19 protein-coding genes are annotated in these 19,822 nt (G+C 67.1%); 9 read left to right on the forward strand and 10 right to left on the reverse strand.

The genetic code is table 11. From position 1 onward, the window contains the following. Positions 1-22: 22 nt before the first annotated feature. Both LGM42_RS24280 and LGM42_RS24285 read left to right on the forward strand, forming a co-directional pair. Positions 23-1,222, forward strand: a complete 1,200-nt coding sequence (locus LGM42_RS24280; RefSeq protein WP_059642934.1) for an acetyl-CoA C-acyltransferase — start codon at positions 23-25, stop codon at positions 1,220-1,222. 91 nt (positions 1,223-1,313) lie between these two features. Next, a complete protein-coding gene (locus LGM42_RS24285) occupies positions 1,314-2,081 on the forward strand; it encodes an enoyl-CoA hydratase (protein ID WP_226233440.1) in 768 nt (255 codons plus the stop codon). Between the two features lie 49 nt (positions 2,082-2,130). Here the strand turns inward: LGM42_RS24285 and fdhD are convergent, their stop codons facing one another. Further along, the gene (fdhD, locus tag LGM42_RS24290; protein ID WP_226233441.1) at positions 2,131-2,985 is read right to left on the reverse strand and encodes a formate dehydrogenase accessory sulfurtransferase FdhD; all 855 of its coding nucleotides are present in this window, start codon (positions 2,983-2,985) and stop codon (positions 2,131-2,133) included. 114 nt (positions 2,986-3,099) lie between these two features. Between fdhD and LGM42_RS24295 the strand changes: the two genes are divergently transcribed. Beyond that, positions 3,100-3,582, forward strand: a complete 483-nt coding sequence (locus LGM42_RS24295; protein WP_226233442.1) for a nitrate reductase associated protein — start codon at positions 3,100-3,102, stop codon at positions 3,580-3,582. 33 nt (positions 3,583-3,615) lie between these two features. Here the strand turns inward: LGM42_RS24295 and LGM42_RS24300 are convergent, their stop codons facing one another. Beyond that, positions 3,616-4,011 carry an acyl-CoA thioesterase gene (locus LGM42_RS24300; RefSeq protein WP_006485741.1) on the reverse strand — a complete coding sequence of 132 codons (396 nt, stop codon included), beginning with the start codon at positions 4,009-4,011 and terminating at the stop codon, positions 3,616-3,618. Between the two features lie 175 nt (positions 4,012-4,186). Between LGM42_RS24300 and LGM42_RS24305 the strand changes: the two genes are divergently transcribed. Further along, positions 4,187-6,058, forward strand: a complete 1,872-nt coding sequence (locus LGM42_RS24305; protein WP_060314964.1) for an ABCB family ABC transporter ATP-binding protein/permease — start codon at positions 4,187-4,189, stop codon at positions 6,056-6,058. 76 nt (positions 6,059-6,134) lie between these two features. Here LGM42_RS24305 and murU read toward each other — a convergent pair whose 3' ends face one another. Both murU and LGM42_RS24315 read right to left on the reverse strand, forming a co-directional pair. Next, a complete protein-coding gene (gene murU, locus LGM42_RS24310; protein ID WP_226233444.1) occupies positions 6,135-6,854 on the reverse strand; it encodes an N-acetylmuramate alpha-1-phosphate uridylyltransferase MurU in 720 nt (239 codons plus the stop codon). Positions 6,855-6,876: 22 nt separating this feature from the next. Further along, positions 6,877-7,926, reverse strand: coding sequence for an aminoglycoside phosphotransferase family protein (locus LGM42_RS24315; RefSeq protein WP_059642949.1), 1,050 nt, complete (start codon positions 7,924-7,926; stop codon positions 6,877-6,879). A gap of 222 nt (positions 7,927-8,148) precedes the next feature. Here LGM42_RS24315 and LGM42_RS24320 point away from each other — a divergent pair, with 222 nt between their 5' ends. Genes LGM42_RS24320 through rsmA form a run of 4 tightly spaced genes read left to right on the forward strand, consistent with a single transcriptional unit; the run spans position 8,149 to position 13,790 of the window. Beyond that, positions 8,149-10,509: an LPS-assembly protein LptD gene (locus LGM42_RS24320; protein ID WP_226225250.1), complete on the forward strand. Its 2,361-nt coding sequence runs from the start codon at positions 8,149-8,151 to the stop codon at positions 10,507-10,509. A gap of 52 nt (positions 10,510-10,561) precedes the next feature. After that, positions 10,562-11,920, forward strand: a complete 1,359-nt coding sequence (locus LGM42_RS24325; RefSeq protein ID WP_059578719.1) for a peptidylprolyl isomerase — start codon at positions 10,562-10,564, stop codon at positions 11,918-11,920. An 11-nt stretch (positions 11,921-11,931) separates the two neighbouring features. Next, positions 11,932-12,921, forward strand: coding sequence for a 4-hydroxythreonine-4-phosphate dehydrogenase PdxA (gene pdxA / locus LGM42_RS24330; RefSeq protein ID WP_060314975.1), 990 nt, complete (start codon positions 11,932-11,934; stop codon positions 12,919-12,921). A gap of 47 nt (positions 12,922-12,968) precedes the next feature. Continuing rightward, entirely contained in the window at positions 12,969-13,790 is an 822-nt protein-coding gene (rsmA, locus tag LGM42_RS24335; protein ID WP_060314978.1) for a 16S rRNA (adenine(1518)-N(6)/adenine(1519)-N(6))-dimethyltransferase RsmA, read from the forward strand. On the opposite strand, the gene LGM42_RS24340 is transcribed toward rsmA, so the two are convergent. Next, positions 13,787-14,140, reverse strand: coding sequence for a DUF1493 family protein (locus LGM42_RS24340; protein ID WP_060314982.1), 354 nt, complete (start codon positions 14,138-14,140; stop codon positions 13,787-13,789). The genes rsmA and LGM42_RS24340 overlap by 4 nt on opposite strands. Further along, complete coding sequence (locus LGM42_RS33385; RefSeq protein WP_413227427.1) at positions 14,140-14,571, reverse strand: STM2901 family protein; 432 nt, start codon at positions 14,569-14,571, stop codon at positions 14,140-14,142. Before LGM42_RS33385 ends, LGM42_RS24340 begins: the two co-directional genes overlap by 1 nt. A 326-nt stretch (positions 14,572-14,897) precedes the next feature. Between LGM42_RS33385 and gloA the strand changes: the two genes are divergently transcribed. Further along, on the forward strand, positions 14,898-15,281 hold the full coding sequence (gene gloA / locus LGM42_RS24345; protein WP_059578709.1) for a lactoylglutathione lyase: 384 nt from the start codon (positions 14,898-14,900) through the stop codon (positions 15,279-15,281). A gap of 108 nt (positions 15,282-15,389) precedes the next feature. On the opposite strand, the gene LGM42_RS24350 is transcribed toward gloA, so the two are convergent. Genes LGM42_RS24350 through glyS form a run of 4 tightly spaced genes read right to left on the reverse strand, consistent with a single transcriptional unit; the run spans position 15,390 to position 19,804 of the window. Beyond that, positions 15,390-16,277, reverse strand: coding sequence for a M48 family metallopeptidase (locus tag LGM42_RS24350; RefSeq protein ID WP_226233446.1), 888 nt, complete (start codon positions 16,275-16,277; stop codon positions 15,390-15,392). A gap of 45 nt (positions 16,278-16,322) precedes the next feature. Beyond that, positions 16,323-17,087 (reverse strand): lysophospholipid acyltransferase family protein, encoded by a 765-nt coding sequence (locus LGM42_RS24355; protein WP_059578704.1) that lies wholly within the window; start codon positions 17,085-17,087, stop codon positions 16,323-16,325. Between the two features lie 43 nt (positions 17,088-17,130). Then, a complete protein-coding gene (gene gmhB / locus LGM42_RS24360) occupies positions 17,131-17,694 on the reverse strand; it encodes a D-glycero-beta-D-manno-heptose 1,7-bisphosphate 7-phosphatase (RefSeq protein ID WP_060314991.1) in 564 nt (187 codons plus the stop codon). A 10-nt stretch (positions 17,695-17,704) separates the two neighbouring features. Beyond that, positions 17,705-19,804: a glycine--tRNA ligase subunit beta gene (glyS, locus tag LGM42_RS24365; RefSeq protein WP_226233448.1), complete on the reverse strand. Its 2,100-nt coding sequence runs from the start codon at positions 19,802-19,804 to the stop codon at positions 17,705-17,707. Positions 19,805-19,822: the final 18 nt, after the last annotated feature.

A 19,822-nucleotide genomic window follows, 5' to 3' on the forward strand; every position in this document is an offset into this window, starting at 1 on the left:
CGGATAAGGCAAGGAGTTTCAAATGAGCAAACAACTGCAAGACGCATACATCGTCGCCGCCAGCCGCACGCCGATCGGCAAGGCCCCGCGCGGTGTCTTCAAGAACACGCGCCCCGACGAGCTGCTGGTTCACGCGATCAAGTCGGCGGTCGCTCAGGTGCCCGGCCTCGACACGAAGGTGATCGAGGACGCGATCATCGGCTGCGCGATTCCCGAAGCCGAGCAGGGCCTGAACGTCGCGCGCATGGGCGCGCTGCTGGCGGGCCTGCCGCAGACGGTCGGCGGCGTGACGGTCAACCGCTTCTGCGCGTCGGGCATCACCGCGCTGGCGATGGCGGCCGACCGCATCCGCGTCGGCGAATCGGACGCGATCTTCGCGGGCGGCTGCGAATCGATGAGCATGGTGCCGATGATGGGCAACAAGCCGTCGATGTCGCCGCACATCTTCGATCGCAGCGAAGACTTCGGCATCGCGTACGGGATGGGCCTGACGGCCGAGCGCGTCGCCGAGCAGTGGAAGGTGAGCCGCGAGGACCAGGACGCGTTCTCGGTCGAGTCGCACCGCAAGGCGCTCGCCGCGCAGCAGGCCGGCGAGTTCGGCGACGAAATCGCCGCGTACACGATCACCGAGCGTTTCCCGAACCTCGCGACCGGCGAAGTCGACGTGAAGACGCGCGAGATCAAGCTCGACGAAGGTCCGCGCGCGGATACGTCGCTCGAAGGCCTCGCGAAGCTGCGCACGGTGTTCGCGAACAAGGGCTCGGTCACGGCCGGCAACAGCTCGCAGACGTCGGACGGCGCGGGTGCGCTGCTCGTCGTGTCGGAGAAGGTGCTCAAGCAATTCAACCTGACGCCGCTCGCGCGCTTCGTGAGCTTCGCGGTGCGTGGCGTGCCGCCGGAAATCATGGGTATCGGTCCGAAGGAAGCGATTCCGGCCGCGCTGAAGGCCGCTGGCCTGAAACAGGACGATCTCGACTGGATCGAACTGAACGAAGCGTTCGCCGCGCAATCGCTGGCGGTGATGCGCGATCTCGGCCTCGATCCGTCGAAGGTCAACCCGATGGGCGGCGCGATCGCACTGGGCCACCCGCTCGGCGCGACCGGCGCGATCCGCGCGGCGACCGTCGTGCACGGGCTGCGCCGCCGCAACCTGAAGTACGGGATGGTCACGATGTGCGTCGGCACCGGCATGGGCGCCGCGGGCATCATCGAGCGCCTGTAAGCGAGGCGCGGATAAAAGCGACGACGGTGCGCGGGCCACGAGCTCGCGCACCGTTTTTTCATTCCGGTAGAGACAGTCAAAGGAGACGGTTGTGGCCGACATTCAAGTGGAACGCGCCGACGGCGTGATGACGATCACGATCGCACGCCCGGCGAAGAAGAATGCGCTGACGGCGGCGATGTACCAGACGATGGCCGACGCGCTCGCCGACGCGCAGGAAGACAAGGCGACGCGCGTGATCCTGCTGCGCGGCAGCGACGGCAATTTCAGCGCGGGCAACGATCTCGAGGATTTCCTGAAATCGCCGCCGACGGACGACACCGCCTCGGTGTTCCAGTTCCTGGCGCGGATCAGCAGCGCGAGCAAGCCGGTCGTGGCAGCGGTGCCGGGCATTGCGGTCGGCGTCGGCGTGACGATGCTGCTGCACTGCGATCTGGTCTACGCGGCCGACACCGCGACGTTCTCGCTGCCTTTCGTGCAGCTCGGGCTGTGCCCGGAAGCCGCGTCGAGCGCGCTGCTGCCGCGCCTGGCCGGCCATCAGGTCGCCGCCGAGAAGCTGCTGCTGGGCGAGGCGTTCGACGCGCTGGAAGCGCACCGGATCGGCATCGTCAACCGCGTGCTGCCGGCGGCGGAGCTCGACGCATTCGCGGCGAAGCAGGCGGCGAAGCTGGCGGCGCTGCCGGCGGCATCGCTGCGTGTGACCAAGGCGCTGCTCAAGGATACGGGCGGCGTGGCGACGCCCGCGCGGATGGCCGAGGAAGCGCGCCACTTCTCGGCGATGCTGCGCGCGCCGGAAGCGCGCGAGGCGATGACGGCGTTCTTCGAGAAGCGCAAGCCGGATTTCCGTCAGTTCGACTGACGGAGCAGGCCGCGCTGGCGGTGGCTTGCCGGCGCGGCTTCGACCGCGATCAGGCCGTGCCGTAGTCGACGTGGCCCGTTTCGCGGCAGAAGCTGACGAGCCGCAAGCCGGCCGCCTTCGCGATCTCGATCGCAAGCGACGACGGCGCGGAGATGGTCGCGACCAGCGGGATGCCGACCCGCGCGGCCTTGCGTACGAGCTCGTAGCTCGCGCGGCTCGACAGGAACACGAAGCCGTCGGTGGTATCGGCACGCGACAGCACGAGCGAGCCGATCAGCTTGTCGAGCGCATTGTGGCGGCCGACATCCTCGAATGCCGTGCGGATCGCGCCTGTTGCGTCGCACCACGCGGCCGCATGCAGGCCGCCGGTCAGTTTTGTCAGCGCCTGATGCGCCGGCAGCGCATGCGCGGCGCGCGCCAGCGCATCGGGCGCGAGGCGCGCGAGAAAGCCGGTATCGGGCACGCGTTCGGGCGCGAGGTCGAGCAGGTCGATGCTTTCGATGCCGCACACGCCGCAGCCCGTGCGCCCGGCGAGCGCGCGGCGCCGGTCCTTCAGCGCGGCGAACGCCTGCTGGACGACTTCCAGGTGGACTTCCGCGTGCGGCAACGGCGCATCGGCATGCAGGATCACCTCGATGTCCTTGATGTCGCTGCCGCGCGCGACGATCCCCTCCGAGATCGCGAAGCCGACCGCGAACGCTTCGAGGTCGCATGGGGTACACATCATCACCGCGTGCGAGATGCCGTTGAAGACGAGTGCGACCGGCCATTCCTGGCCGACGAAGTCGTGCGCGGTTTCGACCGCGCCGCCGCGCGTGCGGCTCACGGGCAGCTCGATCGCGCCGCGCGGCTCATCGCGCAACGCGTCGCGCGGATCGTCTGATTGGGTCGGATTCACGAGCACTCCCGTTGATTCGACGCACGGCCGGCGACGATCGTGCCGCCGCCCGCGCGCAGAGGTTCTAAAATACCCCAGGCAAGCCGGCCGCGCCGGCATCCGCCACGTCAGGTAACGACCATGGGACTCAGCGACGCTCCGTTGCTCTTCAACTTCGAACACGATTCGTCGGAAAACTTCACGTACATCCCGATGATCGTGCGTTTCAATCTCGACCGCTTCGGGCTGCGGATTTCGCTCGAACAGTGGCAACTGCTGCCGCTCGAGGATCGCAAGCTGCTCGCGCGCTTCCCGGCCGACGACGACACCGCGATCGAGCCCAACTTCGATCATGCGCTGTTCGAAATGCTGCGCACGCACGCCGATCTGGAGCCGTCATGGTTTCAGCCGGACGAGCAGCCGGCCTGGCGCGACGTCGACACGGTGCCGGAGTCGCTCGTGCAGCAGAGCGCGCTGGCCGGGCTGCCGGCGCCCGCGCTCGCGCAGTGGCAGCGGCTCGCGCCGTTCCAGCGCTACGTGCTGGTGAAGCTGTCGCGCAAGCCGCAGCTGAATCACGATTTCCTGCCCGCGATGCGGGAGTTCGGGCTGACGGCCACGCATTGACGGCCGCCTGCCGCGCCGCTGCGCGTGCCCGCGTCAGAGCGGCGGCAGTTGCCGCGGCTTGCGGTCCGGGCCGGTCGCGACGTAGGTGAGCGTCGCTTCGGTGACCTTCACGACTTCGCCCATCAGGCGCATGCGCTGCGCGTACACCTCGACGTCGACCGTGATCGACGTGTTGCCGGTGCGCATGATCGTGGCGTAGAAGCTCAGCAGATCGCCGACGAATACCGGCTGCTTGAACACGAACGAGTTGACCGCGACCGTCGCGACGCGGCCGTTCGCGCGCTGGCTCGCGGGAATCGAGCCGGCGATGTCGACCTGCGACATGATCCAGCCGCCGAACACGTCGCCGTGAACGTTCGCGTCGTGCGGTTGCGGGACGACGCGCAGCGCGGGCTGCTTCTGCGGGAGTTCGAGGGTCGAATCGGTCATGGCGGGGGCTTTCATCCTGTAATAAATGGGCCGCCGCGCGCAGGCCGGCCGGCAAGGCCGCCGGCAGCGGCGCGAAGCGGCTTCTGCGACAATACAACGTTCGCAAATTGTACGAGAAAGCGCGCGAGCCGGCCGTCGATACGCGCGTCCGGCATCGCCGCAGGACCTTTTCCCCATGCGCCGATTTCCCGCTTCCGGCGAGCCCGCGCCGGCTTCGACCGGGCCTCGCAACGACTGGCAGACCATCCGGTCGCTGCTGCCGTACCTGACCACCTACAAATGGCGCGTCGCGCTCGCGCTCGGCTGCCTGATCGGCGCGAAGGTCGCGAACCTCGGCGTGCCGGTCGTGATGAAGCGCATCGTCGACCACCTGTCCGCCGTGCAGCAGCTCACCGCGCTCGGCCGCGCCGAGCAGTCGGCCGGCATCGTGCTCGCGGGCGGCGTCGGGCTGCTGGTCGTCGCGTATGCGCTCGTGCGGCTGTCGACGTCGCTCTTTACCGAGCTGCGCGAGATCCTGTTCTCGAAGGTCACCGAGAGCGCGGTGCGCCAGCTTGCGCTGCAGGTGTTCCGGCACCTGCACGGGCTGTCGCTGCGGTTCCATCTCGAACGCCAGACGGGCGGCATGTCGCGCGACATCGAGCGCGGCACGCGCGGCATCCAGCAACTGATTTCGTATTCGCTGTACAGCATCCTGCCGACGCTCGTCGAGGTCGGGCTCGTGCTCGGCTTCTTCGTGGTCAAGTACGAGGCGTACTACGCGTACGTGACGTTCGCGGCGCTCGTCACGTACATCGTGTTCACCGTGAAGGTCACCAACTGGCGCACGCACTTCCGCCGCACGATGAACGAGCTCGATTCGCGCGCGAACTCGCGGGCGATCGATTCGCTGATCAACTACGAGACGGTGAAGTACTTCGGCAACGAGGAGTGGGAGGCGCAGCGCTACGACGAGAACCTGAAGCGCTACCGGAAGGCCGCGATCCGCTCGCAGAACTCGCTGTCGGTGCTGAACTTCGGCCAGCAGGCGATCATCGGCACGGGGCTCGTGTTCATCCTGTGGCGCGCGACGCAGGGCGTGCTCGCGGGCAAGCTGACGCTCGGCGATCTCGTGCTGATCAACACGTTCATGCTGCAGCTGTACATCCCGCTGAATTTCCTGGGCGTCGTCTATCGCGAGCTGAAGCAGAGCCTCACCGACATGGATCGGATGTTCGGGCTGCTGTCGGCGCCGAAGGAAGTGGCCGACCGGCCGGATGCGCCGCCGCTCGCGGTGGCCGGTGCGCAGGTGCGCTTCGAGCACGTGAACTTCGCGTACGAGCCGTCGCGGCCGATCCTGCACGACGTGACCTTTACGATCGAGGCCGGCACGACGACCGCGGTGGTCGGCCACAGCGGTTCGGGGAAATCGACGCTGTCGCGGCTGCTGTTCCGCTTTTACGATCTCGACCGGCAGACGGGCGGCGCGATCCGGATCGACGGCCAGGACATTCGCGACGTCACGCAGGAATCGCTGCGCGCGTCGATCGGGATCGTGCCGCAGGACACCGTGCTGTTCAACGACTCGATCTACTACAACATCGCGTACGGCCGGCCGACGGCGAGCCGTGACGAGGTGGTCGCGGCCGCGCGCGCCGCGCACATCCACGATTTCATCGAGAGCTTGCCGAAGGGCTATGACACGCCGGTCGGCGAGCGCGGGCTGAAGCTGTCCGGCGGCGAGAAGCAGCGCGTCGCGATCGCGCGCACGCTGCTGAAGGATCCGCCGGTGCTGCTGTTCGACGAAGCGACGTCGGCGCTCGATTCGCGCTCGGAACGCGCGATCCAGCACGAACTCGACCAGATCGCGCGGCATCGCACGACGCTCGTGATCGCGCACCGGCTGTCGACGGTCGTGCACGCGCAGCAGATTCTCGTGATGGATCACGGGCGGATCGTCGAGCGCGGCACGCACGACGAACTCGTGCGCGCCGACGGGCTGTATGCGCAGATGTGGGCGCTGCAGCAGCAGCGCGCGGCAGCCGGCGGGGAAGAGGCCGAGGCCGCGTAACGGTTTGGGTGGGCTGCGTGCCGTGGCGCGCGGCGGGCGGCCGGCACGACGGTGCGCGGCCGTCCGTCGGCTCCGCTCAGCCCGCGGCGCGCAGGCGCGCGTCCAGCTCGCCGAGCTGCGCGGGCGTGCCGACGTTCTCCCAGATCCCTTCGTACAGTTCGCCGGTCGCGCGGCCGGCCTCGATCGCCGCGCGGTAGTACGGCGTCAGCGCGCGCCGCGTGCCGGGCGCGAGGTCGCGGAACATCCGTGTGTCGTACAGGCCGATGTTGCCGAACGTGAAGCGCGCGGCGCCATCGAGCGCGAGACGGCCGTCGTCGCCGAGCGCGAAGTCGCCGGCCGGGTGGAACGGCGGGTTCGGCACCATCACGAGGTGCATCGCCGGCGTGTCGAGTGCGGCCATCCGGGCGGCGCGCGGCGCGAGCGTCCGGTAGTCGAAGGCGCAGTACACGTCGCCGCTGACGGCCGCGAACACGGTCGGTTGGCCGTCGCGCCCGATGAGCGGCAGCGCCTGTGCGATGCCGCCGGCGGTTTCCAGCGCTTCGCCTTCGGCCGAATACGCGATCCGCACGCCCCAGCGCGAACCGTCGCCGAGCGCGGCCTCGATTCGTTCGCCGAGCCACGCATGGTTGATCACGATCGTGTCGATGCCCGCACGCGCGAGCGCCTCGATCTGCCACACGATCAGCGGCTTGCCGCCGGCTTCGAGCAGCGGCTTCGGGCAGGTGTCGGTCAGCGGACGCATCCGTTCGCCGCGTCCGGCGGCGAAGATCATCGCCGTGGTCAGGGTAGGGCTCATGTTCGACTGGGTGTAAGGGCGCTCAGAACGTATAGCCGACGTCGGCCGGCGCGTTGCCCTCGAGCTCGTCGAGCAGCTTCGCGAACGGCACGAGCGGACGATAGCGCAGCGCGACCTTGCGCGCATACGCGAGGAAGCGCGGCAGGTCGTTCAGGTAGTGCGGCTTGCCGTCGCGGTAGTTGATGCGCGCGAACAGGCCGAGGATCTTGATGTGGCGCTGCAGGCCCATCCATTCGAGCTGGCGGTAGAACTCGCCGAAGTCGGGATCGACCGGCAGGCCGGCCTTTTTCGCCTTTTCCCAGTAGTACGCGAAGCAGTCGAGCTCGAATTCCTCGTCCCAGCTGATGAACGCGTCGCGCAGCAGCGACACGACGTCGTACGTCAGCGGCCCGTACACGGCGTCCTGGAAGTCGAGCACGCCCGGGTTCGGCTCGCAGACCATCAGGTTGCGCGGCATGAAGTCGCGCAGCATGAAGCCTTGCGGCTGCGCGTGCGCGCTCGCGACCAGCAGCGCGAATGTGCGGTCGAGCGTGCCGCGCATCGCGTCGGTGACGGGCTTGCCGAGGTGGCGGCCGACGAACCATTCGGGCATCAGCTCCATTTCGCGGCGCAGGAACGCTTCGTCGAACGGCGGCAGCACGTCGGGCTTCGACGTGAGCTGGAAACGGATCAGCGCATCGAGCGCCGCCCGCATCAGCGGCTTTGCGGCGGCCGGGTCGGCCGGATCGAGCACCGAGATGTACGACGTGCGGCCGAGGTCCGTCACGAGCATGAAGCCCGCGTCGAAATCGTGGGCGAGCACGTCCGGCACGTGGTCGCCGGCCGCGGCGAGCAACTGCGCGACCTGGACGAACTCGCGGCACTTCTCGGGCGGCGGCGCGTCGACGGCGATCAGCGTGCCGCCGGGGCTCGCGGCGGACGCGACGCGGAAATAGCGGCGGAAACTGGCGTCCGACGACGCGGGCGCGAGGGTCGACAGATCGAGGGCGTAGCGCCCGGCGAGCGGGCGCAGCCACGCGGTGAGCGCGTCGAGGCGGGCGTCGGGCTGGGATGCGGCGGATGGGGGCGTCATGAAACTCGGCGGAGGGGGGAACGTCTTGCCATATAATACCCCACGACTTTTTTGACGCGCCCCGCGTCAGCTTCCGCCGTGCAGGCCCGCGCCTGTCGCGACGTCCGCCCGATCGCCTCCCCGGTTTGCGAAGAGCCGCAGTCGCGGCTCGACGGCGCGGCCCGCCGCGCGCGAAGGTGCCGTGCAGGCGCGGTTGACAAGGGGCGATTCGCCAAACGATAGATGCCGCCCAAACCGCTATTCCCGAATGTTTTCCCCGGTGACGGGGCGCCGCGCAAACGGCGGCTCGCGCTCGCGCTCCTGGCCGTGCCCGGCCTCGTGCCGGCCGTGTCGTACGCGCAGCTGTCGGGCGCCGCTGCGCAGCCGCAGCCGCTCGACTCGCCGTGGGATCTGCGTCTCGCACCCCAGCTCGAGGATCATCCGCTGAAGGACGGCGCGAAGCCGGCCGCGTTCGTGATCGCCGACCACACGAGCGGCACCGCCGAGCAGGATCTCGCCGCGAAGGGCTCCGCCGAGCTGCGGCGCGGCGATGCCGTCGTGAAGGCCGACGCGATCCACTACGATCAGGATACCGACATGGCCGATGCGTACGGCCAGGTCAAGGTGATCAACGGCGGCACGTCGTTCGCGGGCCCCGAGGCGCACCTGAAGGTCGAGGCGAACCAGGGCTTCATGACCGCGCCGAAGTATCACTTCAACGTGACGGGCGGGTCGGGCAGCGCGGAGCGCGTCGACATGGTCGACAACGAGCGCTCGGTGTTCGTCAACGGCACGTATACCGCATGCCAGTGCGCGACGAATCCCGCGTGGTACATCAAGGGCAGCCGCTTCGACTTCGATACGGGTGCCGACGAGGGCACCGCGCGCAACGGCGTGCTGTTCTTCCAGGGCGTGCCGATCTTCGCGAGCCCGTGGATGACGTTCCCGCTGTCGGGCGAGCGGCGCAGCGGCCTGCTGCCGCCGACGTTCTCGGTGAACTCGAGCAACGGCTTCGAGCTGTCGCTGCCGTACTACTTCAACATCGCGCCGAACCGCGACCTGACGCTCACGCCGCGCATCATCTCGCGGCGCGGCGTGATGGCCGAGGCGACGTTCCGCTATCTGTCGCCGTCGTATTCGGGCACGTTCACGGCCAATTACCTGCCGGACGACCGGCTCGCGCACCGCAACCGCTACGCGATCTACTGGCAGCACCAGCAGAACTTCGGCGGCGGTTTCGGCGGCTACGTCTATTACAACAAGGTCTCGGACAACACGTATCCGGAAGACCTCGGGTCGGCGAACCAGTTCATCAACGGGACGCAGACGCTGTACCAGCAGGAAGCCGGCCTTACGTACAACAACGGCCCGTGGTCGGTGCTCGCGCGCTACCAGCACTGGCAGACGCTGCCGCCGTCGATCGCGCCGTACAGCCGCGAGCCGCAGTTGAACGTGAAGTACACGAAGTACAACGTCGGCGGCTTCGACTTCGGCGCGGAAGCCGATTATTCGCGGTTTCGCATCACGACCGCCGACGCGACCGAAGGCGACCGCATCGTCTTCAATCCGTACATCTCGTACGGCGTGTACGGGCCCGGCTACTTCGTCGTGCCGAAGGTCCAGTACCACTTCGCGTCGTACGACCTGAACTACCTGTCGTCGACCACGCCGAACAGCCCCAAGCGCTTCACCGAGTCGATCCCGACCGTGAGCTTCGACACGGGCCTGATCTTCGACCGTTCGGTGCGCCTGTTCGGCCAGGACTTCATCCAGACCCTCGAGCCGCGCCTGTACTACGTGTACACGCCGTATCGCGACCAGTCGAACGCGCCGCTGTTCGACACCGCGGAATCGGACTTCGGCCTCGCGGAGATCTACCAGCCGAACACGTTCGTCGGCAACGACCGGATCGCCGACGCGAACCGGATCACGGCCGGCCTCACGTCGCGCTTCATCGATCCGCGCACCGGCGACGAGCGCGCGCGCTTCGTGATCGCGCAGCAGTACTACTTCGCGGATCAGCGCGTCACGCTGACGCCCGGGCAGAGCGCCGTGCTGGCGCGCCACTCGGACCTGATCGTCGGCGCCGCGCTGAAGCTCGGCTCGGGCTTCATGTCGGAAACGGCGTTCCAGTACAACCAGAACAACAACCAGCTCGTGAAGTCGAGTATCGGTTTCGGCTACAGCCCGGGCGAGCGCCGCGTGATCAACGTCGGCTACCGCTATACGCGCACGAACACCACGCTCGACAACCAGCCGATCAACCAGTTCCTGGTGTCCGCGCAGTGGCCGCTCACGCGCCGCCTGTATGCGATCGGCCGCTTCAACTACGACTTCGCCGGAGATCGCGTGGTCGACGGTCTGGTCGGCTTACAATACGACGCGGATTGCTGGGCGCTCGGCGTCGGGGTGCAGCGGGCCGCGAACGGCATCAATTCGTCGGGACAGCAGAACTCGTCGACGCGATTCATGATGCAACTGACGCTCAAGGGCTTGTCGACGGTCGACAACGGGCTCGTGTCCGCATTCCGCGCCGGGGTGCCGGGCTACACGCCGTTGCCGCCGCCGCCGCCGCCGATGTCCCGCTTCAGCAACTACGAGTAACGCCGGCAATGTCTGCACCGGTCAGCACGATTTCAATGGAGTTTCAGTGGCAATGAAGAAAACCCTTCGTTTCGCGGCAGTCGTGTCCAGCCTCGCCGCGTCCGCCGCGCTGCTCGCCGCCGCGCCCGCTGCGGCGCAGGCGCTCGGTTCGCAAGGTGCGCAGCTCGCCGACGAAGTCGTCGCGGTCGTCAACAACGACGTGATCACCGGCCGCGAACTCGACCAGCGCGTCGGCCTGATCGCGCGCCGGCTGCAGCAGCAGAACGCGCCGGTGCCGCCGGCCGACCAGTTGCGCGCGCAGGTGCTGAACCAGATGGTGCTCGAGCGTATCCAGGTGCAAAAGGCCAAGGACGACGGGATCCGCATCGACGACGCGACCGTGCAGGCCACGCTGCAGCGTCTCGCGCAGGCGAACGGGATGACGCTCGACCAGTACCGCGCGCGTCTCGAGGCGCAAGGCGTGCCGTGGAGCATCTTCACGAACGATGCGCGTACCGAGCTGATGCTGTCGAAGCTGCGTGAGCGCGAAGTCGACGGCAAGATCACGGTGTCGGACGCCGAGGTCGCGAACTACATCGCGAGCCAGCGCGGGCCGAACGCGGCGCAGCAGCAGGACCTGCGCTTCCAGCACATCTTCATCAAGGCGCCGACCAACGCGCCGCAGGCCGACATCGAAGCCGCGCAGAAGAAGGCCGAAGCGCTGCTGCAGCAGGCGAAGTCGGGCGCCGATTTCGAGCGCCTCGCGAAGAACAACTCCGAAGCGAACGACGCGAAGAAGGGCGGCGATCTCGGCTTCAAGGCGCCGAGCGCGCTGCCGGCCGACGTCGTCGACGCCGCGTCGAAGCTGCGCCCGGGCCAGGTCAACCCGACGCTGATCCGCGTGCCGGACGGCTTCGAGATCGTGCGTCTCGTCGACCGCCGCCAGAGCCAGGGCGCGAGCGCCGCGGCGCCGAAGATCGTGCAGACGCACGTGCGCCACATCCTGCTGCGCGTCGGCGAAGGCAAGTCGGAAGGCCAGGCGCGCCAGCAATTGAGCGACATCCGCAACCAGGTCGAGGCCGGCGGCGATTTCGCGAAGTTCGCGCGCACCTACTCGCAGGACGGCTCGGCGTCGCAGGGCGGCGATCTGGGCTGGATCAGCCCGGGCGAGACCGTGCCGGAATTCGAGCGCGCGATGAACAGCCTGCAGGACGGCCAGATCAGCCAGCCGATTCGCACCGAGTACGGCTACCACCTGATCCAGGTGCTGAGCCGCCGTGAAGCGGAAGGGTCGGTGCAGCAGCAGATGGACATCGCCCGTCAGGCGATCGGCCAGCGCAAGGCCGAACAGGCCTATGCCGACTGGCTGCGCGAGCTGCGCGATTCGTCGTACGTGCAGTACAAGATCGGCGGCGTCGGCCCGGCGAACTGAGCGAGCATCGGATGACCATGCCCGCGCTGCAGATCGCGATCACGACCGGCGAACCCGCGGGGGTCGGCCCGGAGCTGACCGTGCAGGCGCTGCGTGACGCCGCGCAGCGCTGGCCCGACGCGCATTTCACCGTGCTCGGCGATGCGGCGCTGCTCGATGCGCGGGCGGCGGCGGTCGGGGCCGACCCGGCCACGCTGGCGGGCGGCGCGCAGGTGTCGGTCGCGCATCACGCGCTGGCCGCGCCCGCGCAGGCGGGCAAGCTGGACGCGGCGAACGGCCGGTACGTGCTCGGGCTGCTCGACGCGGCGATCGACGGCGCGCTGGCGGGCCGGTACGACGCGATCGTCACCGCGCCGCTGCAGAAAAGCACGATCAACGACGCGGGCGTGCCGTTCACCGGCCATACCGAATACCTGGCCGAACGCACGCATACGCCGCGCGTCGTGATGATGCTGGCCGGCACCGGCCACCGGCCGCTGCGCGTCGCGCTCGCGACCACGCACCTGCCGCTGAAGGACGTATCGGCCGCGCTGACGATCGACGGGCTCGTCGAGACGCTCGCGATCATCGATCGCGACCTGCGGCGCGATTTCGGTCTCGCCGCGCCACGCATCCTCGTGACGGGCCTGAACCCGCACGCGGGCGAGAACGGTTATCTCGGCCGCGAGGAGATCGACGTGATCGAACCGGCGCTGGCCCGCGCGAACGCGCAACGCATCGACGCGCGCGGCCCGTATCCGGCCGACACGCTGTTCCAGCCGCGCCATCTGGCCGATGCCGATTGCGTGCTGGCGATGTTCCATGACCAGGGCCTGCCCGTGCTGAAGTACGCGACGTTCGGCGAGGGCATCAACGTGACGCTCGGGCTGCCGATCATCCGCACGTCGGTCGATCACGGCACCGCGCTCGATCTGGCCGGCACGGGCCGCGCGGATCCGGGCAGCATGATCGCCGCGCTCGATACGGCCGTCACGATGGCGCGCCATCGCCGCGCAGCCTGACGCCGCCGGCTTACTCCTTTCGTCGTATTTTTCGTTTTACTGAGTCGATGTCGAACAGCAGACAGCACCAAGGCCATTTCGCGCGCAAGCGCTTCGGGCAGAACTTTCTCGTCGATCACGGCGTGATCGACTCGATCGTCGCGACGATCGGCCCCGCCCGCGGCCAGCGGATGGTCGAGATCGGCCCCGGGCTCGGCGCGCTGACCGAGCCGCTGATCGAGCGCCTCGCGACGCCCGAGTCGCCGCTGCACGCGGTCGAGCTCGACCGCGACCTGATCGGGCGCCTGCAGCAACGCTTCGGCGCGCTGCTGGAGCTGCACGCGGGCGACGCGCTCGCGTTCGACTTCCGCTCACTCGCGGCGCCCGGCGACAAGCCGTCGCTGCGGATCGTCGGCAACCTGCCGTACAACATTTCCAGCCCGCTGCTGTTTCACCTGATGACGTTCGCCGATGCGGTCATCGACCAGCATTTCATGCTGCAGAACGAAGTCGTCGAGCGGATGGTCGCGGAGCCGGGCACGAAGGCGTTTTCCCGGCTGTCGGTGATGCTGCAGTACCGTTACGTGATGGAGAAGATGCTCGACGTGCCGCCGGAATCGTTCCAGCCGCCGCCGAAGGTCGATTCGGCGATCGTCCGGATGATTCCGTACGAGCCGCACGAACTGCCGGACGTCGATCCCGTGCTGCTCGGCGAAATCGTCACCGCCGCGTTCTCGCAGCGCCGCAAGATGCTGCGCAACACGCTCGGCGATTATCGCGAGACGATCGATTTCGACGGGCTCGGTTTCGATCTCGCACGGCGCGCGGAGGATGTGAGCGTGGCCGAATATGTCGGGGTGGCGCAGGCGCTGGCGGCGGTGCGTCGTTAACGCCGTTCCCATCGCCCCCGCTTCATTGCTTCTTCCAACATCCCCAGTGTGAGCGATCGGCCTCCTAGCGATTCGCGCGCCTTCGCGCTGAACGGCGACTTCAACGCAGCCAGCACTACGTCACGCTTTCGCATACTCGCGGATGGAACGTAGTAGGCGACATTGAAGTCGCTGAGGTCGACGTGAAATCGATCGCCCCACATCTGTATGACGTTCACGATTTTGGGTGGTTCCCAATCGAGATCGTGATACAGATCCATATCGCGAGTTAATTCATCGTCCAGCCCGAATACTCCGGCGGCGCGTACTTCCCGTATGAATTGCTGAAGTTGGGGCCACGCATCGTCCATTACAGTCGATCCTCACGTTTTACTCGTCGGTTGTATTCCATAACCGATTTATACCCGATCATTGCCACATCGACGGCAGTAATCGCCCAGCCGACTCCCGGAGTCGCCCGGCCGACGAATACACCAATATGGTTCGTCAACTTCACTCGTAATCGCGCTACACTGGTCCATGATGTGAACGTCGGTAAGATCCGATATTTTATCTCATAGGGCAATAGTGAGCGAGAGACCTTCGACGCAACCGAGGTCCCTTTTACTGCACCCGCGAATTTGCCTCGTGTTGAGAGAAACCGTGAGCCCGCAAGTATCATTGCAACACCTGCTGCATCACTAACTCCCAACTCATCCATGGTTTTATCGACTGCGATCAAAAAGAATAGTTCTGCAGGTGTGAGGTTGCTGTGTATCCCATATGTATATGTGTTTTGTATGGCGGTGTGATAATAAAATGAGATTGCAATAATAATGTATTGTTTCTGCGAATGGCAATCTGATTTATTTTGAGATATTTAAATGTCTCGATATTGTTCGGACTTGTCAGAATAACACCGCTGATGCGATGCGTTTTTCACTGCGTCGGTGCCGCGGATTTCCCATTAATCCTCGTATCTTTCTTATTTCCCGCGCGAGCCAATAGTTGTCGCGTCACCCATGCGGCCAAAAGGCTGTCACGTCTCGCGGAGGCCCGCGGCCAGCGGATTTTCGGCGACTCCGGTAGAATTTCCGCTTCTGGAAAGTCCCCACAGGAGTACAACACATGCGTTTGCTGCATACGATGCTGCGAGTCGGCGATCTCGACCGCTCGATCAAGTTCTACACCGAATTGCTCGGCATGAAGCTGCTGCGTCGCGAGGACTATCCGGAAGGCAAGTTCACGCTCGCGTTCGTCGGCTACGAAGACGAGCGCACGGGCACCGTGATCGAGCTGACCCACAACTGGGACACGCCGTCCTACGATCTCGGCAATGGCTTCGGCCATCTGGCGGTGGCGGTCGACGATGCGTACGCGGCCTGCGAGAAGATCAAGGCGCAAGGCGGCAAGGTCACGCGCGAGGCGGGCCCGATGAAGCACGGCACGACCGTGATCGCGTTCGTCGAGGATCCGGACGGCTACAAGATCGAGTTCATCCAGAAGAAGTAAGCGCGGGATGAACCGGGCCGCGGCGTGCGATGTGCGCCGCGCCAACGAAAAAGGGCGATGCGGGGTAATCCGCATCGCCCTTTTTCGTTGGCGGCGAAGCCGTGCGCGTCAGAGCGACGGCAGCAGCTCGGGCGGGTGATGCTTGAGCGTGTGCCGCGCTTCGCGGAACTCGGGGAAGATCGATTCGACGGTCTGCCAGAAGGCCGGGCTGTGGTTCATCTCGCGCAGGTGCGACAGCTCGTGCGCGACGACGTAGTCGATGATCGACATCGGGAAATGGATCAGCCGCCAGTTCAGGCGGATCTTGCCGTCGCTCGAGCAACTGCCCCAACGCGTCGCGGCCGACGACAGCGCATACATCGAATACGTGACGCCGAGCTTTTCCGCATAGACCGCGAGGCGTTCGCCGAAGATGCGTTTCGCTTCGCCCTGCAGCCAGCCCTGCACGCGATCCTTGATCTGCTGCATGTCGGCCTGCACGGGCAGCGGCAGCGACAGCCGCTGCGCATTGGCATCGAACGCGACGGCGCCCGCGCCGAGCGCGATCGTCACCGTCTTGCCCAGATACGGCAGTTGCGCGCCGTCACGCCAGTCGATCTGCGGCAGCGCGCGCTGCTCGGTGCGCGTCTTCCATTCCGCGAGCTTCGCGAAGATCCAGCGCTGCTTCTCGGCGATTGCCGCCTCGATGTCAGCGAGCGTGACCCAGCGCGGCGCGGTGATCGACAGCCCGCTGCCGTCGATCGTGAAGCCGATCGTGCGGCGCGCCGAGCGCTTGAGCCGGTATTCGAGCACGCGGCTGTCGAGCGCGAACGTGCGCACGCGCGAGCGATCGGGCGCCGGACCGGGATCGAGCGGCGCGGCAGGGGCGGCTTCGGGCGGCGCCGGCGGGGCGGCGGGCGCCGACGGCGGCGCGGCCGGCCCGTCGAAGAGCGGCAGGTCCATCTGGCGATGATCGAGGGCCACGACGGCAGGCCGTGGCCGCGGACGCTGTTTCATCAGTTCGCTTCTTTTTGTCGTACGCAACGGCTGCAATCCGGGGCGTCAGGCGCGCGCGGCATCGCGTGTGCCGGCGTTGCCCGCCTGACGATACGCATCGGGATCGATGCGGCGCATTTCCGCTTCGATCCAGGCTTCGACCTGCGAGTTCAATACGTCGGGCGTCTTGCCTTCGACCGGAATCGGCTTGCCGATCGACACGGTGACGACGCCCGGGAATTTCGTGAACGAGTTGCGCGGCCACACACGACCTGCATTGTGCGCGATCGGCACGACCGGCGTGCCGGTTTCGATCGCGAAGCGCGCGCCGCCCGTCTTGTACTTGCCCTGCTTGCCGACCGGCGTGCGCGTGCCTTCGGGGAACATGATCATCCATGCGCCTTCCGACAGGCGCTTCTTACCCTGGCGGATCACCGAATTGAACGCGTTCTTGCCTTCCTTGCGGTTGATGTTGACCATGTGCAGCAGCCCGAGCGCCCAGCCGAAGAACGGCACGTACAGCAGCTCGCGCTTGAACACGTAGCAGAGCGGCTTGGGCATCAGCGCGGGAAACGCGAGCGTCTCCCACGCGGATTGATGCTTCGACAGCAGCACGGCCGGGCCGTCGGGCAGGTTCTCCATCCCTTCGATCCGGTAGCGGATGCCGTTCAGCCAGCGCACGACCCACAGCGTCGACTTGCACCAGCCGGCCGCCATCCAGTAGCGTGCGTCGGGGCGCATGAACGGGAACGCGATGAAGCACGCGGTGGCGTACGGCACCGTGTACAGGATGAAGTAGATCAGCAGCAGCAGGGAGCGAACGAAGCGCATCGGCGTGAGTCTGGCGTTGGGGAGGATGCGCGCGGCAGCCGCATCACTCGTGTTCGTGTGAAAGAAAATCGAGCGCGAACGCGCGCAGGTCGTCGTGCACCTTCGTGCCGGGCGGCAGGTTGCCCGCGGCGAGCGTCTTCTTGCCCTTGCCGGTCAGCACGAGGTGCGGCTGGAAGCCGACCGCGACGCCGGCGAGCAGGTCGCGCAGCGAATCGCCGACGACCGGCGTGTGATCGGGATCGATCTCGAAGCGCTCGGCGATCATCTGCATCATGCCGGGTTTCGGCTTGCGGCAGTCGCAGTGATCCTCGGCCGTGTGCGGGCAGAAGAACACCGCGTCGATGCGCGCGCCGACGGCAGCCGCCGCGCGATGCATCTTCAGGTGCATCTCGTTGAGCGCGGCCATGTCGAACAGCCCACGACCGATGCCGGACTGGTTGGTCGCGACGACCACGCGGTAGCCCGCGTGGTTGAGCCGGGCGATCGCCTCGAAGCTGCCGGGCAGCGCGATCCATTCGTCGGGCGTCTTGATGAACGCATCCGAATCGACGTTGATCACGCCGTCCCGGTCGAGGACGACGAGCTTTCGGTTGGGGCTGATCGGCATCGTGCGGCCCTTATGCGGCGAGCTTCGAGATGTCGGCGACGCAGTTCATCTGCTGGTGCAGCGCGGACAGCAGCGCGAGACGGTTCGCGCGCAGCGCCGGATCTTCCGCGTTGACCATCACGTCGTTGAAGAACGTGTCGACCGGCGCGCGCAGCGCGGCGAGCGCCGACAGCGCGCCCGTGTACGCGCGCGCCTCGAGCTGCGACTGCACGTGCGGCGTGACGGCCGCGAGCTGCTCGTGCAGCGCCTTTTCCGCGGCCTCGACGAGCAGCGTCGGCTGCACCGCGCCGTTCGCGCCGCCTTCCGACTTCTTCAGGATGTTCGAGATCCGCTTGTTCGCGGCCGCGAGCGCTTCGGCTTCCGCGAGGCGCGTGAATTCGCGCACCGCGTCGAGGCGCGCGACGAGATCGTCGATGCGCGTCGGGTTCAGGCTCAGCACCGCGTCGATTTCGCCGGCCGAATAGCCGCGCTCGCGCAGCAGGCCGCGCAGGCGATCCATGAAGAACGCGAAGATCGCGTCGGTCGATTCGGCGACGCCCGGCACGCCGTCGAAGCGTGCATGGGCCGTGCGCAGCAGCGACACGAGATCGAGCGGCAACTGCTTTTCGAGCAGCAGGCGCAGCACGCCGAGCGCGTGGCGGCGCAGCGCGAACGGATCCTTCTCGCCCGTCGGCGCGAGGCCGATGCCCCAGATGCCGACGATCGTTTCGAGCTTGTCGGCGAGCGCGACGGCGGTCGACACCGGCGTGGTCGGCAGCGCGTCGCCGGAAAAGCGCGGCTGGTAGTGCTCGGCGCACGCGAGCGCGACGTCGTCGGCTTCGCCGTCGTGGCGCGCGTAGTACGTGCCCATCGTGCCCTGCAGTTCCGGGAACTCGCCGACCATGTCGGTCAGCAGGTCGGCCTTCGCGAGGCGCGCGGCGCGCTTCGCGTGCGCGGGATCGGCGCCGATCGCCGGGGCGATCTCGCCCGCCAGCGCCTCGAGGCGCTCGACGCGCGCGAGCGCCGAACCGAGCTTGTTGTGATAGACGACGTTGGCGAGCTGCGGCACGCGATCGGCGAGCGGCTTCTTCTTGTCCTGCTCGAAGAAGAACTTCGCATCGGCGAGGCGCGGGCGCACGACGCGCTCGTTGCCTTCGACGATCTCGCCCGGCGTCTTCGTCTCGATGTTCGACACGATCAGGAAGCGCGAGCGCAGCTTGCCGGCGACGTCGGTCAGCGCGAAATACTTCTGGTTCGTCTGCATCGTGAGGATCAGGCATTCCTGCGGCACCTGCAGGAATTCGTCCTCGAAGCGGCACGGGTAGACGACCGGCCATTCGACCAGCGACGTGACTTCGTCGAGCAGCGATTCGGGCATCACGACCGTGTCGCCGTTCGCATGTTCGTTCAGCTGCGTGCGGATCGTTTCGCGACGATCGGCGAAGTGCGCGATCACGCGGCCCTTGTCGCGCAGCGTGTCGGCGTACGCGCGCGCATGCTGGATCGCGACGAGGCCGTCGGACAGGAAGCGGTGGCCGAGCGTGGTGTCGCCCGCGTCGACGCCGAACGCGGTGACGGGCACGACGCGGTCGTCGTGCAGCACCGTCAGGCGATGCACCGGACGCACGAACTTCACGTCCGTGCCGTCCGGGCGCTGGTACGTCATGAATTTCGGGATCGGTAGCTTCGCGAGCGCTTCGTCGAGCGCGGCCTGCAGGCCGTCGGCGAGCGTGGCGCCGGCCGCCGAGTAGTTGATGAAGAACGCTTCGGCCTTGCCGTCCTGCGCGCGTTCGAGATCGGCGATCGAGGCGTTCGGGTGGCCGAGCGCCGCAAGCTTCTTCGCGAGCGGGGCCGTCGGGTTGCCTTGCGCGTCGAGCGCGACCGACACGGGCAGGACCTTTTCGCGGACCTGTCTGTCGGGCGCGACGGCGCGTACGTTCTGCACGACGACGGCGAGGCGGCGCGGCGTCGCGTAGCGTTCGAACACGAGTTCGCCTTCGACGAGGTCGCGCGCGGCGAGGCGTTGTGCGATACCTTCGGCGAATGCGTCGCCGAGGCGCGCGAGGGCCTTCGGCGGCAGCTCTTCGGTCAGCAGTTCGACGAGCAGGGGGGCGGGATGATTGTGCGTCATGTCTGGAATAAATCTCGT

This window comes from Burkholderia sp. AU39826, assembly GCF_020419965.1.
Taxonomy (GTDB): Bacteria; Pseudomonadota; Gammaproteobacteria; order Burkholderiales; family Burkholderiaceae; genus Burkholderia; species Burkholderia semiarida.